We start from the raw sequence: 14,333 nt of genomic DNA on the forward strand, positions 1-14,333 counted from the left end.
AAGATCCATATTTGGAATTTATTTCTGCAAAACTGGTCCAGAAGCGGTCCAGCTGACGGGTACGTTTGACAGATACCAACTTTTGCCTTTGTCGTTATTTCCCTGATAGAAAAGATAGGTTTGCCCTTTCGGATCGCTGAAAATGTGCGGATGACCCGATTCGCTGGCATTCCAGGAGCCGGGTTGGCCATTTTTCAGAAAAGGTTCATTCTGAACGCGTTCCCAATGCAATCCATCCTGACTCTTAGCGACACCAATTTGCTGAGGCCAATTATTATAAGCACCTGCATAAAACATATAGAGTACCCCATTTCGCTCGATTACCGATGGCGCTTCAATACATTCACCCTCCCAGGGCAATTCTGGTTTTAAAATCGACCCGCTAGTGGCCTGTTGAACCCAATCGCTACGATTGAAATTGGTGTTGGCAGGGGCTACCGCTATGCCCAATTGCTGAATCTTATACGATGGATCTCGTGTGGCGAAATAAAGGAAATATTGATTTTTAAATTGGATAACCTCTGCATCAATAGCTCGTCCACAAGACCAGTCACTGATGGCGGGGTGAAAAATGGGATTGGTCGGATTTCGCTCGAAATGGATGCCATCGTTCGAGACGGCATGACAGATTGCGTCGTTGCGCCCATTTCCGTACGTCTGGTAAAACAAATGCACCTTCCCATCGCGAATGAGTGCGCCTGGAGCACATAAGCCTTTTTTCTCGTACTCCGTCGTAGGGGTGATTTCGCCCGCTTTCAGCCAGTTCATCAAATCCCGACTCTCGGCAATCCCAATACCCCAATGATCGACGCCAGCCGAATCTTTGTAGAGTGGCACCGAATAATACAGCAGATAGCGATTCTTGAACCAGACAACGTGCGGATCTTTGGCATAACCCGGCTTCCGATGCGTCGTATCGCCAAAAAACATTTTTCGCCGTGGCGCTTGCGCTCGTGTGGGGTTGGAAAAGCCAATCCACAGTAAAACTAGGGTCAGTGAAAATAAGATGATTAACTGTTTCAATGTAAGCGTTGATAACAGGCTGACTGTAATGCTATATCGTTTAGAGATAGGTAAAACGTTTGTCATGCTGACGAAGGAAGCATCTTTAAGTTCCCATATTAGTTCATTAGGATGGTTAAAGATGCTTCCTTCGTCAGCATGACAAATATCACTTAAACAACGGTGCGTGGATCTGCTTCAGCGTTTCGACGGGAATTTTGATGACTTCCCGGTCGTAGGTGAGTAGTCCATTCACTTCGCCTTCGACATCGGTTGTCTGGGTATAGACGGCTGCGGATAAGGCTTGTTTCTGGTAATATTCGATTATTTTGGCGTATTTCTTCTGATAAGCTTTCAAAACGACATCAGCCGATTGATAGGTCTGATAACCCCAGTTGCGCATACCGGGATTCCAGAGGTGTCCCTGAATGGGCCAGCCTATTCCGCCAAATTCACCAATAACGACAACCCGATTAGACTTTGGCGCTGGCGCCCTGGGTTCTTCTTCGTACGTATGAATGTCGTAAAATTCTCCTGCGCCCAAATCATTCCAGCCACTGGCCGCGTTGACCGTACGGCTTGGGTCCATGGCTTTTACCCAATTGGCCAGTCGATTGTTGTCGTATTGCCCCCAACCTTCGTTATGCACAACCCACGTTACAATACTCGGGTGATTGTGCAGTCGATTCATCATCCGGCGAAGTTCCAGTTCAAATTGCTCTTTCCCTTTTGAGCGTCGAATAGGCTCGGTTTGATCGCCGGGATATTCGTTTTGACCTTCGATAAAGCCTGATGGCATATCCTGCCAAACTAGTATGCCCAGCTTATCGCAGAGATAATAATAGCGGTCGGGTTCTACTTTGATGTGTTTGCGAAGCATATTGAAACCTGATTTTTTGAGGAAATCGATCTCAAATGTCATCGCTTCATCCGATGGTGGCGTTAGCAATCCAGCTGGCCACCAACCCTGATCGAGCGGTCCATTTTGGAATACGAACTTATTATTCAGCAACAAAACCGGCTGATTCGCCACTGGTCCCGGACCGACCGAAATCTTACGCATCGCGAAATAACCCGTAACCTCGTCCAAGGGATTTCCCGTTACTGTTGCGCCAGCATAGGCCGTACGCAGCGGTTCGTCCTGACGGGGCCGTCGGTTGCGGGGTGTATCGCCAAACGGGTCCGTTACAGTCACTAATTCGACTTTATAATTGTACAGAAACGGACTGTCGGGTGACCATAGTTTAGGATTTTTCATCGGCAAATAAGCCGTTCGTCCTGCCCGAACCAGCGTTGTTGCTATCGTTTGCGTCCCATCCATAGCCGTTACACGAATAGCTGTCGTGTAATTATTTGCTGGTTTATCGAGTAGCGCATCCACCCGAACGCGATTGGAATCAAGTTCAGGGGTAATTTTTACTTCCTCGATATAGGTTTGTTTCGGTACGGTTTCCATCCAGACCGTCTGCCAAATGCCGGACACGGGCGTATACCAGATGCCGTTTGGATTCAACAACTGCTTTCCACGGGGTTGTTCACCCGTTGAAGTCGGATCGGTGACGCCTAACACAAGCTCGTTAGAGCCGCTTTTTAGATAATCAGTAATATCGAAGCTAAACGCGTCGGAACCACCCGTATGCGAACCAACCAAGCCGCCATTGATCCATAAACTGCACTCATAATCAACGGCTCCGAAGTTCAGTAACACGCGTTGATTTGCCCAGTCGGCTGGTATGCTAATCGATCGGCGATACCACAATCGTTGGTCGGCGGTGAGCGTTTTCGTTACTTTCGATAAGGTGGATTCAAGGGCAAACGGGACCAGAATTTTGCCACTCTCATACTGGCTCGGTTGCGGAGCCGTTTTGGGGGCGATAGCATAATCCCACATACCGTTCAGGTTTTGCCACTGCTTACGCACAAATTGCGGACGTGGGTATTCGCGCCAGGCGTTTTCGGGCGTAACCTGTTTCTCCCACTTACTCATAATTGGCGCTGTCTGAAGCTGGCTAATCGTGAGCGACTGCTGGGCAAGCACTGAACCTGCTCCCAGAGTCAGGATCAATAAGCCTGTATAAATGAACTGTCTGTTAAATCGTAATTTGTACATCGCAGATCGTAATTTACTTGACCAGTTTGCCTTCTAATAATTTAATGTAGTAGCCGCCTATAACGGATCGGGCTTGAAAACCAACTTGTTTCGCGTTCGTGGTTTCGTGCCAGTCAGAGAGAGGGACCCGCGAAGGGGTTTCGTTTGCGTATTTCCAGACAGGTGCTATAAAGGCGCGGAAATCCTTATCCGAGGTAGCCATTGTTGCTGTCCACATAATCCAGTCTGATTTTGTGTAGGTCTTACGACTGTCTAAGGGAAGGCCGTATGGCTCTTGTTTGGTTAAATAATACGCGATTTCCTTCTGCGCAATTTCCTTTGGGAAGATGTTTATTCCCAACAGCTTATCCCAAACCAGATTGTATTTCTGACTCCACGTATCACCGGGATTTTCGAACGTCAGATCATAGTGCGTTTTTTCCGATGCTGTTTTATCGAGAGCTAAGGGCTGCCATTTTGCGGCCATTTCCTTAGCTGTTTTCAGGTAAGCTTCGCCAGTCGCTTTATCGCCAAGTTGTGTCGCCAGTTTTCCGTACGCGGCAATGCCCATAATCGCTTTTATGGATAAGTTTGCATTACGAGCAATGTGGCCGGCAAAATCATCCGTACAAAGCTGATTTGCCGGGTCGAAACCATCTTTCTTCAAGTACTCAACCCAGGTTGTCAGCGTTTTCCAGTGCTGTTTGGCATAATTGGCGTTACCTTCTGCTTTGGCAATGGCGCCCATTAGAATCAGCATGTTACCGCACTCTTCAACGGGCATATCTTCGCCATAGGTCTGTCCGTTTGCCAATGGATATGTACCGACATCGTGAGCGGCAAACGGCTTTGTCCAGCGACCACTTTCGGAATATTGGAAAATGGGTTCCATCATGCCTTTCAGCAGCGTTGTATTATACAGCAGAAAGAGTGGTGCCGATGGATAGGTAATGTCAACTGTACCGATGGAGCCATTAGAAAAATTCTCTTTCGAGAAAAATAACGTTTCCCCTTTCGGACCGGCAACAATTTTGTGAGCCGCAATCGTCTGACGATACGCCAGAACGCATAAATCCGCGTACTCTTTGCCACCCGCTTTCTGTGCATCAGCACGGAGTTTAGCATCAAAGGTTGTGCATTTCTGGCGAAGCCGATTGTAATCACCTTCCGCTATTTGAAGCAGATTCGACATAGCCGTTTTCCCATCCCGACGCCACCACGGACGTAGATTCTGCTTGAAATACTGAACCGAATAGAAATCGTCGTAGCCGAGCAACAGATGTTTCGTAGCAGGTCCTGTTACATTCTGGAAATCCAGAACGGCCGCCATCGCCATATCGACCGCAGCGCGTGCTCCCGGTTTACCGCCAGCCGTAGGAGAGAGTTGCCCTTTTGCCAGAAAGCCTTGCTTTAGCCCATCGGCCAGCCCAGAAGCTGTTTGGTTACCAGCTTGTTGCGGAGCGGCCAGATACGCATAGCCCCAGTCAATACGAACGTTATCGCCTTTGCGAGCCAGAATGGGTTGTGCTTCGGTGCCAATTACCTGATACGCCAGCCCACCTGTTTGCGCATTTTTCGTAACGACTTCCTGCCCAATCGTATTTGTCGCAATCGTACCTGATTCACTGAAATACACTTGTACCGAGTGCGGTTTCCCATCCTGCGAACGAACGTCAAACGTCACATACGTAATCGGCCGGGCAGCCACTTCCAATTCATCCAGCAATAAAGGCGACAGGAAATTAAGCGCCAAATTCACTGGGCCAGCGGTAAACGAATAGCGCGTTTGGGTAGCCGATACAACTACGTCGGTTTGCGTAGCCGTTTCGATTGGCGAGGTCGTTACTGGATTAACAATTCCGACATCGATGAACGAACCTCCGCGCGGACTTACGCAATGGATTGCCAGAATATTTTTGCCCGTTTGCAAGGCTTTCTGACCGGCTTCCGACAGCGGCAAATAAATATACTCGTGAATGTAATTCGGCTTATCCAGAATTTTTTTACCGTTCAGGTAAATTTCTACATCGTCGTCGTGATTTAGAGCCAGCAGTAATTTGCTCGGATCGGCTTTGCCATCATAATTAAATTCCCGACGGATGTAGATACCTTCCTTCATCGTCTCACTATTTACCCATCGAGTCCGGGCTTCGGGCGTATCGCCAAAAGGCCCCGGTGCTGATACCCATTTGCTATCATCAAAATTGTATTCCTCCCAGTTACGACCCGGTTTTTCGGTCGTGTATTTGGCTGTATAGGGCTTCGTTTCGCCGGTCGGTACAATCGGTTCATAGGTGGTTGGTACTGCGCCCAAAAACTGATAGGGCTTTCCATCGACCCGGATGATTCCCTCCAGAGATTGCGGTTTGCCTGTCCAGTGGCGCGTGGGTGAATCGGTCAATTTATCCGTCGTGCTCCAGACGCTAAAATAAGGGTCATGTGTAATTAAAGGGTAGGCCGGTGGACGTAGCGTTTGGGCGTGAACCCATCCCATAATTAAGGTTGAAATCAGAGATGGTGAGAGGTAATAAAATGGGTTGTTGCGCATTAGTCGAGCAATGTTTGAGAGGAAAAATACTCATACGTTAAACTCAAAGGTAGAGAACCTTTACTTATCCAGCGCGGGTAAATCGCCGAATTGATCCTCAGAAGGGTAGATTATAAGCCCAAATTTCTTATTCGACAGTCCCTTTTAAACCTCCTTAAGCATCTCCTTTATATGAAACGTGGATTCCTTTGGCTGACCATGCTGATCCTGTCAGGTCATGCTATGCAATCGGTTGCACAACAGATTTCCAAAGAAGAATTGATCTTCCTGACGCCAGAATGGAAAGGCGAACGATTCCCCGATGGCCGCCCGAAAGTACCGGATGCGCTGCTGAAACGAATGAAACTGGTAACCCACGAAGAAGCCTGGGCCGTTCTCCGCAATGAGAATTATAAATATCAGTATGCCGACGGTTGGCAAGTTATCAATCCCGACAGCGTGCTGGTAGGGCGGGCCGTTACGGCTACGTTTATGCCTGGGCGTCCTGATGTGCAGCGAATAACGAGTAAACGGGGCCAGGAGCAAACGGGGAAGGTGAAGCCGCAGAATACCTGGCCCATTGAATTATTGACCAAAGGAGATGTGTACGTAGTCGATCAGTTTGGTATGCACGAAGATGGTCCCACCGTTGGAGACAACTTAGGCAACGATATTTATACCAGAACTGGTAACGGAATCGTGTACGAAGGCGCTATACGAGATATAAACGGCTTAAAAGAATTGGGCGGCTTTACGTCATTTTTCCGTTCGTATCACCCCTCCCACCACCTTAATGATCCTAATGGAGCGCTCAACACCACACTGGTAGGCATGAATCACCCAACCCGTATTGGTCGGGTGATGGTTATGCCCGGCGACGTTGTGCTGGGCCGCGACGGCGGGGTAATATTTATTCCACCCCATCTAGCCGAGAAGGTAGTTAAAACATCGGAGATTGTTCGGCTACGCGATATGTTCAGCCACCAGCGGCTGCGCGAACAGAAATACACCTCGGGGCAGATTGATACACGCTGGTCAGCCGACATTGAAAAAGACTTTTCGCAGTGGCTCAATGCCCACATCAATGAGCTACCCGTTCCTAAAGAGCAAATACAGGAACTGCTGAAAACCCGCACCTGGTAAACCACAAACCTTTTCCTCTCATGAAAACTTCAAGACGTTCTTTTTTGACCAAAAGCGCTTTAGCCAGCGTATTCAGCGCCAATGCATTATCTAGTTTTGGCGAAGGGCTGGAAACCGCTGTTCACAACGCACCACTCTCGTCTGCCCCATCAGATCTGAAAATTACGGATATCAAGTGCGGCTATACGCGTGGTGGACACAGCTTGTTTGTAAAGGTTCATACTAACCAAGGTATTTGGGGTTGTGGCGAAGCCGTCGATGCGTCGGTGGGTACATATCATTTAGTCAAAATGATGGGCCAACGGATCAAGGGCAGAAGTCCGCTAAACGTCAATCGATTGTTTGAAGATGTGCGGAAATCGGGCTTTTTCGAAGGGGCGCAGGCGGGTATTTACATCTCGGTTTTATCGGCGATTGAAACCGCGCTTTGGGATTTGACCGGAAAAGCACTCGGTATGCCTGTTTATCAATTATTGGGCGGAAAATTCCGGGATAAAATTCGGGTTTATTGCGACACGGGTGCTTACCGCGAGACAGATACGAGTCCGGAGTCTTTTGGCAAGAGTGCCAAAAAAGCTGTCGATATGGGTTTTACGGCGGTGAAATACGACATCGACGAGCGCAACGATCCGAATAAGTACGATGCCTATAACTGGACGGCCAGCCCTGGCGAACTCGAACGGATGTATAATCAGATTGCGGGAGTCCGAAAAGCCGTTGGGCCGAAGATTGACATTTGCGTCGATATGCACGGTCGATATGACGTAACGACGGGTCGGCGAGTGGCGAAAATGATGGAGCCGCTGAACCTCTTGTTTTTGGAAGAGCCTATTCCAGCCGAAAATCCAGAAGCATATCGGCAAATCCGCGAGGCTTCCAATACGCCAATCTGTGCCGGTGAGAATCATTATCTGGCGCATGGCTTCCGGAAACTGCTTGAAATCGGTGCCGTTGATATCATCATGCCCGATTTACAGAAAGCAGGTGGTTTGGGCGAAGCACAGCGTATTGCCAACTTAGCCAATCTTTACTATGTACCGTTCGCCCCGCACATGGTCGCGTCGTATCTCGGGGCAATGGCATCGAGCCACGTGTGTGCATCCGTACCAAACTTCCTGATTCTGGAGTGGCAGATTTATTTCCACGAGGAACCGATGTTCAAGGAAATCGTGACGTTCGACGGCCCAATGGTGGAAAAAGGTTTTATTCCGCTCTCTGAAAAGCCGGGTATTGGTGTCGAAATCAACGAAGAGGGTATGAAGAAATACGCGCCGAAAGATGTTCCGTTCTTTGTATGATAAATAAGCGGTAACTATTGATTTTGTCATGCTGAGGAACGAAGCATCTTAAAGTGTCATTACTCATTTGCTAGGATACTTTAAGATGCTTCCTGCGTCAGCATGACAAAAAGCTTTTGATGAAAGGATAAGCCAGGAATTCGAACAGAATAAAATCGTAAATCGCACACCGTAAATTGTAATTATTGTATGGGTATGTTACAAACCATGCGCTGGTTCGGGCCGAATGATCCCGTTTCGCTCATGGATATTCGGCAGGCAGGTTGTACGGGAGTTGTTACCGCGTTACATCAAATTCCGGTTGGAGAACTATGGTCAATCGACGAAATAAAGCATCGGCAGCAGCTCGTTGAAGCGGACAATCACCGCTATTCACCGCTGGAATGGGCTGTTGTGGAAAGCTTGCCCGTACATGAGGATATTAAAAAAGGGCGACCTACTCGTGCCCATTATATTGAAAATTACAAGCAGTCGATTCGAAATCTGGCAGCTTGTGGCATCAAAACGGTTTGCTACAATTTCATGCCCGTACTCGACTGGTCGCGGACGAATCTGAGTTATGAAATGCCAGACGGCTCAAAAGCGCTTCGATTTGTCTGGGAAGACTTTGCCTTATTTGACCTGTATATCCTGAAACGCCCCGCTGCCCCCGCCGATTACGAACCTGAAATAATCGAATCGGCTCGGCAGAAATTCAGCCAAATGACTTCTGAACAATTGGCTGAATTAACAAATACAGTTCTGTTAGGTCTCCCCGGTTCAGAAGAAGCGTTTTCGCTAACGACGTTTCAGGGATTGCTGAATGAATATGCAACCATTGGCGATCAGCAGTTGCGGCAGAATCTGTATTACTTCATCCAGCAAGTAGCACCCGTAGCGCAGGAAGTCGGCGTCAATTTGTGCATTCACCCCGACGATCCGCCAAGGCCTTTATTAGGCTTGCCCCGCGTTGTCAGTACAGAATCTGATTTGGCGCAGTTGATGAATACCTGCGATGTAACCGCCAACGGCATTACATTCTGTACTGGTTCTTTAGGCATCCGGCCAGATAATAATTTGCCTGCTATGATCCGGCGGTTTGGTAGCCGAATTCACTTCATTCATTTGCGAACAACGAAGCGTGAAGCCGATCCGCGTAATTTCCACGAAGCCGATCATTTAGCGGGCGATGTCGATATGTATGCCGTAGTGAAAGAGATCGTTCTGGAGCAAAAACGGCGTGCTGAGTCTGGTATTGGCGAAACGTCTATCCCCATGCGCCCTGATCATGGGCACCAGATGCTCGATGATTTACACAAAAAAACGTATCCCGGTTATTCAGCCATTGGTCGTTTGCGCGGATTGGCTGAATTGAGAGGGTTAGAAATGGGCATTGAATATAATTTGGCGAATAAGTGGACTGAATGATAATGTTGTGAACCTCCTCGGACTGTGTCCTCACAGGCCACGTTCCGGATGGCTGGCGCATGAGAGGCTGTGAAGACACAGCCCTTGGATATCAAGAAAACAATTATACCTATAAACATCTGACCCCGACGGGGTCAGATATGAATCTGGTAGTTGCTTTACCATCTTTGAATTTTTTACCGCGATTGAAATGACTCAAATAGAGAATAACTCCACCGAAAAATTAACCTATCCCGCCGTTTTTTCATTGGAAGGTAAACTAGCCCTCATTACGGGTGGCGGCAGCGGAATCGGTTTCGACATTGCCCGTTGCATGGTTGAGGCTGGAGCCAAAGTCGTGATCACCGGACGACGGGAAGAACCGCTTAAAGAAGCTGTCAACTCCCTGGGTGAATGCGCTTATTACCAAGTGAACGACGTAACAGCCCGCGAATCATTAGAAGGGCTAGTCGAGCGTATTGAGTCGGACTACGGAGCGATTGATATTTTGGTGAACAACGCGGGTATCAACATGAAAAAACCAGCTCTGGAAGTTACTGACGAAGATTTTGACCGGATTGTACACACGAATTTAAATTCCGTTTTCAGCCTGACACGTGCTTGTGCACAACGGATGATGGCCCGTAAAAGCGGTTCCATCATCATGATTTCGTCGATGGCGGCCTATTACGGGATTGACCGGGTTGCAGCCTATGCAGCTTCTAAATCAGGTGTAGAAGGTATGGTAAAAGTGCTGGCGTCCGAATTTTCCGGGAATGGTGTTCGGGTTAATTCGATCGCACCAGGATTTATCGAAACCGCTATGAGTAAAACGGCTATGAGTGGCGATCCTGACCGGTTTGCACGAGCCATGCGCCGAACACCGATGGGTGCGTTTGGCAAACCCTCCGACATTGGCTGGGCGGCTGTTTTCTTAGCTTCCGATGCGGCTGGCTATGTTACAGGCGTATCGCTGCCGGTCGATGGAGGCAATTCGATTGGTTTTTAGCTTTACCTATTGACGATGGTTTTTTGTCATTCTGACTACAGGGAAGCATCTTAAACTTTCATAATAGGAGGCTTCGAGATTCTTCCCAGCAGTCAGAATAACAAAAGCGCACGAAGTTTTAAAAACTTCTTTACTTCACACGCGTCCAGGTGCGCGTTTTTCCTAGAAAACCGATACCCATAATATACCCGTGGAAATCGAGGGTGTTCGGGTCTTTGAGGGTTAGGTCGCAATTGTACGTTTTCCCGTCTTCCGGGTTATAAATTTCACCATCTGCCCATACGTTATTTCCCTTGTAGGTCAGATTGGTTAGCAATACCATATTAATCAACGGGCGGGCACGCAGCTTCTCGTCTGGGTTCTCCCGGTCTGTTTTCGGTTTGTTAGTAGCAGGATCGTTTGGATCTATCATCCAGACCAATTTCCCAAAATATTTATTTCCCTGCTTATAAATCTGGACCTGGTTTCTCTTTTTAGCACTGAGCCATTTACCCACCACACCGTCAGGATCGTCGGCTTTAGGCGCTAACGATGTCAGCGAGACAAGCGTTAGCAAGGCAAATATGAACGGGCGAAACGGATGCATACACTATCAATATCAAGGTTTTTTGATATATAACGAATGAAGTGTGCGTTTGTCGATGAGGAAGAGAAAAAATCCTGATAAGACGATTGGAAAATAACTTGCTGGTCAGTGAATAGCAGGAGTTAGTAACCCAGTGCAAATGGGGGTGATTTGTGGCTTAGCGTTCCTGTAAAGCCACTTATTGCTAGATTTTCGGTGGTGAATATTTTTGATTTCCCATGAGAAAATCTTAATTTGTCCCTACTTGCCATTTACAAAAATTGACACTCGGCAGTTGTTACTGTTAGTTTCATTCTATGTATCTGTAGCAACATATATTTCAAGGGAAGTATATAATATGAGCTGATTTTTAAGCTTTAGTCAACATGTCCTATTCCATTCTATAAACGAACGAACCTGCAAATCACACCACTATGAATCTAAACCAGGTTTCTGTTCCAGCAATTGATTTAACAGTTTCAGTCTCATTCTACGAAACGCTTGGCCTAACACTGATCGTTGATGCCCGGCCGCAATACGTCCGGTTTGAATGCCCCGATGGAGGGTCTACATTCTCTGTCCATCAGGTAAAGAAACGGCCATCGGGTGAGGGTATTATAGTGTATTTCGAGTGTGGTGATCTGGATCAATACGTCGGTCGATTACTAGATGCCGGTATTGAGTTTGAAGAATTTCCAGAATACAAAAGCTGGCTCTGGAAAGAAGCCAAGCTTAAAGATCCAGATGGGAATCAATTAGTCCTTTTTTATGGAGGTAATAACCGGAAAGATCCACCCTGGCGTGTAAAGTAGGCCTTTTCCTGATCGGTCGTCAGTGCATCTCTTTCAGAGTGAGCCAATACAATCCAGTAAATAGTAGGCTGAAAAATACCCCGAAGGAGACGTTTAGGGCTTCAAATCCGGCTAGCATAACTGGCAAGACAAAACCGACGATAACGCCCGCTACATAAACCCAGAAGCCAATCTTTCGAAGTCGAAACATCAGGATTGCCCCAATCAACGTAATGGCTGAATAAATAAATTGACCAACAGCCAAGGACCGAACCAGCTCTGGATCGCTGGGAAGCGGCACGTTGCCCGATGAGCGGTCTTCGTAATACTGTTTCTGCTCTTTTTTCGTTTGCTCAGGTTTACGTTCAATAGATGACGTTTCGGATACGGCGTCTGTTTGAGAAAAGGAGACAATAGAATCGAACAAACCCCAGGCGCAGCTAAGAAATGTGAGAATACAGAGTAGGGTCAAAAATTGAGAACGCATACGTACGGGACAAACCTTATTTTCGCGGCTGAGTTTTCTACTTGACAACTAAATCCAAATCCGATGACGCTGCAAGAACTAACCGAACAAGTTCGGAACAAAGTTACACACGCCGATAATATCAACGCTACCATGAAGCTCGTAACTGACCTGGGCGTTGTTTACATTGATGGTACTCAATCGCCAGTCGTGGTTTCGAACGATGACAAGCCTGCCGATACGGACCTGCAAATCAGTATCGATAATCTTGTCAAACTGAACAACGGCGATCTGAATCCGATGATGGCTGTTATGACGGGTAAGATTAAGATTAAAGGCGATATGGGCCTTGCGATGAAAATGGGCCAGATAATGGGCTAGTTTAATGACTGAACGATAGAATTTCGAATGATTGAATAGGTAAATAGATTGGGACCGTTTGCTTATTCTGTCGTCTTATTCAATCATTCGAAATTCTATCATTCAATCATTGAACATGTCTAAGCCCTCACGTCGTAAATTTTTGGAAAACAGCACATTGGCTGCGGCTAGCTTTTTTATTGTTCCACGCCATGTGTTAGGTGGGACATCCGTTAGTGGCTCACGAATTATTGCGCCGTCCGATAAGCTCAACATCGCGGCTGTCGGCTGTGGTGGTAAAGCTGATGTGAACATTCGGTTGGCCTATAATAAGGGTTCCGATAATATCGTAGCCCTGTGCGATGTCGATGATCGTCAGGCCAAGAAATACCGCACTCAATTTCCCAATGCGCCTTATTTTCAGGACTATCGCGAACTTTTTGATAAAGCGGGAAAAACGTTTGACGCAGTCATCGTCAGTACGCCCGATCACATGCATGCACCCATTGCGATGGCGGCTATGCAGATGGGGAAACACGTATACGTTGAAAAACCCCTAACACACGATATCTATGAAGCTCGGATGCTCACGCAAGCGGCTGAAAAATATAAGGTCGTGACTCAGATGGGGAATCAGGGTAGTTCGGGCGATGCAACCCGCATTATCGAAACGGCGATTCAAAAAAAGATGATTGGCCATGTCCATACTGTTTATTGCTGGACGGATCGCCCGGTATGGCCACAAGGCGTTCGATCTCCAAAAGATAAAGGCGAATCGCAGCCAATTCCGCCAGAAGTAAACTGGCCATTATGGCTTGGCACAGCACCTTTCCGCGATTATCACGAGGCTTATATGCCAACTCGTTGGCGTGGCTACTGGGATTTCGGCACGGGTGCTTTAGGCGATATGGGTTGCCATTTTATGGACGTACCGTTCCGGGCGCTGAAACTCAAATACCCAACGTCTGTAGAATGTAGCGTTGGTTCGGTTTATGCCGACTTTTTTAAAGAAGCCTTTTACGATGATAGTTGCCCGCCATCTTCAGCTATTCATTTGACGTTTCCATCTGACGATAAGAAAGTTAAAGAGATCAAATTTTCATGGTTCGATGGTGGTATTCGTCCGCAACTACCGGAAGGCGTTGCTTACGAAGATGTATTCCGGGATAATAATGGAGGCATTTTGTTTATCGGCACCAAAGGCATGTTGACGGGCGGATTATTCGGGAACGACCCCAAATTATTACCTGCCGATAAATTTGCCAATAAAACCTTACCTACCCCCGAAAAACCGCTGATTGAAGGTAAAACGGAAGGCCACCAACAACAGTGGGTAAAAGCCTGCAAACAGGGCTACGGTGCTTACACATCCTCATCGTTCGACCAATCTGGGCCGCTTACCGAAACCGTACTGATGGGTAATCTGGCGACTCGCTCGTATCTGGCTCGGGAAAATGGCAAATTTACAGGCCGTAAAAAACTCTTATGGGATGGCGATACTATGAAAATTACAAACTACGATTACGCCAATCAGTTCGTAAGGCGGCAGTACAATGGCGGGTATACGTTGTAGAGCCTGTTTAAACTGTACTTGATTGAATATTCTTGTTATTCTGTCCTCACTCACAGGGAAGAATCTTAAAATTTTCTTACCTGTGAGTGAGGATAGAATAAGATTCTTCCTGCGTCAGAATGAA

Annotated in this window: 12 protein-coding genes; 7 read left to right on the top strand and 5 right to left on the bottom strand. The window is 47.3% G+C overall.

Annotation, left to right across the window (positions count from 1 at the left end):
* Window positions 1-18: 18 nt before the first annotated feature.
* From ACYVE4_RS07490 to ACYVE4_RS07500, 3 genes are all read right to left on the bottom strand, one after another.
* A complete protein-coding gene (locus ACYVE4_RS07490) occupies window positions 19-1,089 on the bottom strand; it encodes a family 43 glycosylhydrolase (RefSeq protein ID WP_460996597.1) in 1,071 nt (356 codons plus the stop codon).
* Window positions 1,090-1,171: 82 nt separating this feature from the next.
* Window positions 1,172-3,112: a glycoside hydrolase family 2 protein gene (locus ACYVE4_RS07495; protein ID WP_460996598.1), complete on the bottom strand. Its 1,941-nt coding sequence runs from the start codon at window positions 3,110-3,112 to the stop codon at window positions 1,172-1,174.
* Window positions 3,113-3,125: 13 nt separating this feature from the next.
* A complete protein-coding gene (locus tag ACYVE4_RS07500; RefSeq protein ID WP_460996599.1) occupies window positions 3,126-5,639 on the bottom strand; it encodes a glutaminase family protein in 2,514 nt (837 codons plus the stop codon).
* Between the two features lie 171 nt (window positions 5,640-5,810).
* Here ACYVE4_RS07500 and ACYVE4_RS07505 point away from each other — a divergent pair, with 171 nt between their 5' ends.
* The 4 genes from ACYVE4_RS07505 to ACYVE4_RS07520 all read left to right on the top strand — a co-directional run bounded on the left by ACYVE4_RS07505 (window position 5,811) and on the right by ACYVE4_RS07520 (window position 10,454).
* Window positions 5,811-6,761, top strand: coding sequence for an RraA family protein (locus ACYVE4_RS07505; protein ID WP_460996600.1), 951 nt, complete (start codon window positions 5,811-5,813; stop codon window positions 6,759-6,761).
* Window positions 6,762-6,781: 20 nt separating this feature from the next.
* Window positions 6,782-8,059 (top strand): mandelate racemase/muconate lactonizing enzyme family protein, encoded by a 1,278-nt coding sequence (locus ACYVE4_RS07510; protein ID WP_460996601.1) that lies wholly within the window; start codon window positions 6,782-6,784, stop codon window positions 8,057-8,059.
* 189 nt (window positions 8,060-8,248) lie between these two features.
* Window positions 8,249-9,466, top strand: a complete 1,218-nt coding sequence (gene uxuA, locus ACYVE4_RS07515) for a mannonate dehydratase (RefSeq protein WP_460996602.1) — start codon at window positions 8,249-8,251, stop codon at window positions 9,464-9,466.
* Between the two features lie 190 nt (window positions 9,467-9,656).
* Window positions 9,657-10,454, top strand: coding sequence for an SDR family NAD(P)-dependent oxidoreductase (locus tag ACYVE4_RS07520; RefSeq protein ID WP_460996603.1), 798 nt, complete (start codon window positions 9,657-9,659; stop codon window positions 10,452-10,454).
* A gap of 130 nt (window positions 10,455-10,584) precedes the next feature.
* Here ACYVE4_RS07520 and ACYVE4_RS07525 read toward each other — a convergent pair whose 3' ends face one another.
* Window positions 10,585-11,040: a DUF2147 domain-containing protein gene (locus ACYVE4_RS07525; RefSeq protein WP_460996604.1), complete on the bottom strand. Its 456-nt coding sequence runs from the start codon at window positions 11,038-11,040 to the stop codon at window positions 10,585-10,587.
* A 413-nt stretch (window positions 11,041-11,453) separates the two neighbouring features.
* On the opposite strand from ACYVE4_RS07525, the gene ACYVE4_RS07530 reads away from it, so the two are divergent.
* On the top strand, window positions 11,454-11,831 hold the full coding sequence (locus ACYVE4_RS07530) for a VOC family protein (protein ID WP_460996605.1): 378 nt from the start codon (window positions 11,454-11,456) through the stop codon (window positions 11,829-11,831).
* Window positions 11,832-11,850: 19 nt separating this feature from the next.
* Here ACYVE4_RS07530 and ACYVE4_RS07535 read toward each other — a convergent pair whose 3' ends face one another.
* A complete protein-coding gene (locus tag ACYVE4_RS07535; RefSeq protein WP_460996606.1) occupies window positions 11,851-12,297 on the bottom strand; it encodes a hypothetical protein in 447 nt (148 codons plus the stop codon).
* Window positions 12,298-12,360: 63 nt separating this feature from the next.
* Here ACYVE4_RS07535 and ACYVE4_RS07540 point away from each other — a divergent pair, with 63 nt between their 5' ends.
* Together ACYVE4_RS07540 and ACYVE4_RS07545 are read left to right on the top strand one after the other, a co-directional pair.
* On the top strand, window positions 12,361-12,657 hold the full coding sequence (locus tag ACYVE4_RS07540; protein WP_460996607.1) for an SCP2 sterol-binding domain-containing protein: 297 nt from the start codon (window positions 12,361-12,363) through the stop codon (window positions 12,655-12,657).
* Window positions 12,658-12,772: 115 nt separating this feature from the next.
* The gene (locus ACYVE4_RS07545) at window positions 12,773-14,209 is read left to right on the top strand and encodes a Gfo/Idh/MocA family protein (RefSeq protein ID WP_460996608.1); all 1,437 of its coding nucleotides are present in this window, start codon (window positions 12,773-12,775) and stop codon (window positions 14,207-14,209) included.
* Window positions 14,210-14,333: the final 124 nt, after the last annotated feature.

This window comes from Spirosoma harenae, assembly GCF_054776975.1.

Coding starts and splice junctions, on each gene's coding strand:
- ACYVE4_RS07490 (WP_460996597.1), bottom strand. CDS start 1,089: ATGACAAACGTTTTACCTATCTCTAAACGATATAGCATTACAGTCAGC.
- ACYVE4_RS07495 (WP_460996598.1), bottom strand. CDS start 3,112: ATGTACAAATTACGATTTAACAGACAGTTCATTTATACAGGCTTATTG.
- ACYVE4_RS07500 (WP_460996599.1), bottom strand. CDS start 5,639: ATGCGCAACAACCCATTTTATTACCTCTCACCATCTCTGATTTCAACC.
- ACYVE4_RS07505 (WP_460996600.1), top strand. CDS start 5,811: ATGAAACGTGGATTCCTTTGGCTGACCATGCTGATCCTGTCAGGTCAT.
- ACYVE4_RS07510 (WP_460996601.1), top strand. CDS start 6,782: ATGAAAACTTCAAGACGTTCTTTTTTGACCAAAAGCGCTTTAGCCAGC.
- uxuA (WP_460996602.1), top strand. CDS start 8,249: ATGGGTATGTTACAAACCATGCGCTGGTTCGGGCCGAATGATCCCGTT.
- ACYVE4_RS07520 (WP_460996603.1), top strand. CDS start 9,657: ATGACTCAAATAGAGAATAACTCCACCGAAAAATTAACCTATCCCGCC.
- ACYVE4_RS07525 (WP_460996604.1), bottom strand. CDS start 11,040: ATGCATCCGTTTCGCCCGTTCATATTTGCCTTGCTAACGCTTGTCTCG.
- ACYVE4_RS07530 (WP_460996605.1), top strand. CDS start 11,454: ATGAATCTAAACCAGGTTTCTGTTCCAGCAATTGATTTAACAGTTTCA.
- ACYVE4_RS07535 (WP_460996606.1), bottom strand. CDS start 12,297: ATGCGTTCTCAATTTTTGACCCTACTCTGTATTCTCACATTTCTTAGC.
- ACYVE4_RS07540 (WP_460996607.1), top strand. CDS start 12,361: ATGACGCTGCAAGAACTAACCGAACAAGTTCGGAACAAAGTTACACAC.
- ACYVE4_RS07545 (WP_460996608.1), top strand. CDS start 12,773: ATGTCTAAGCCCTCACGTCGTAAATTTTTGGAAAACAGCACATTGGCT.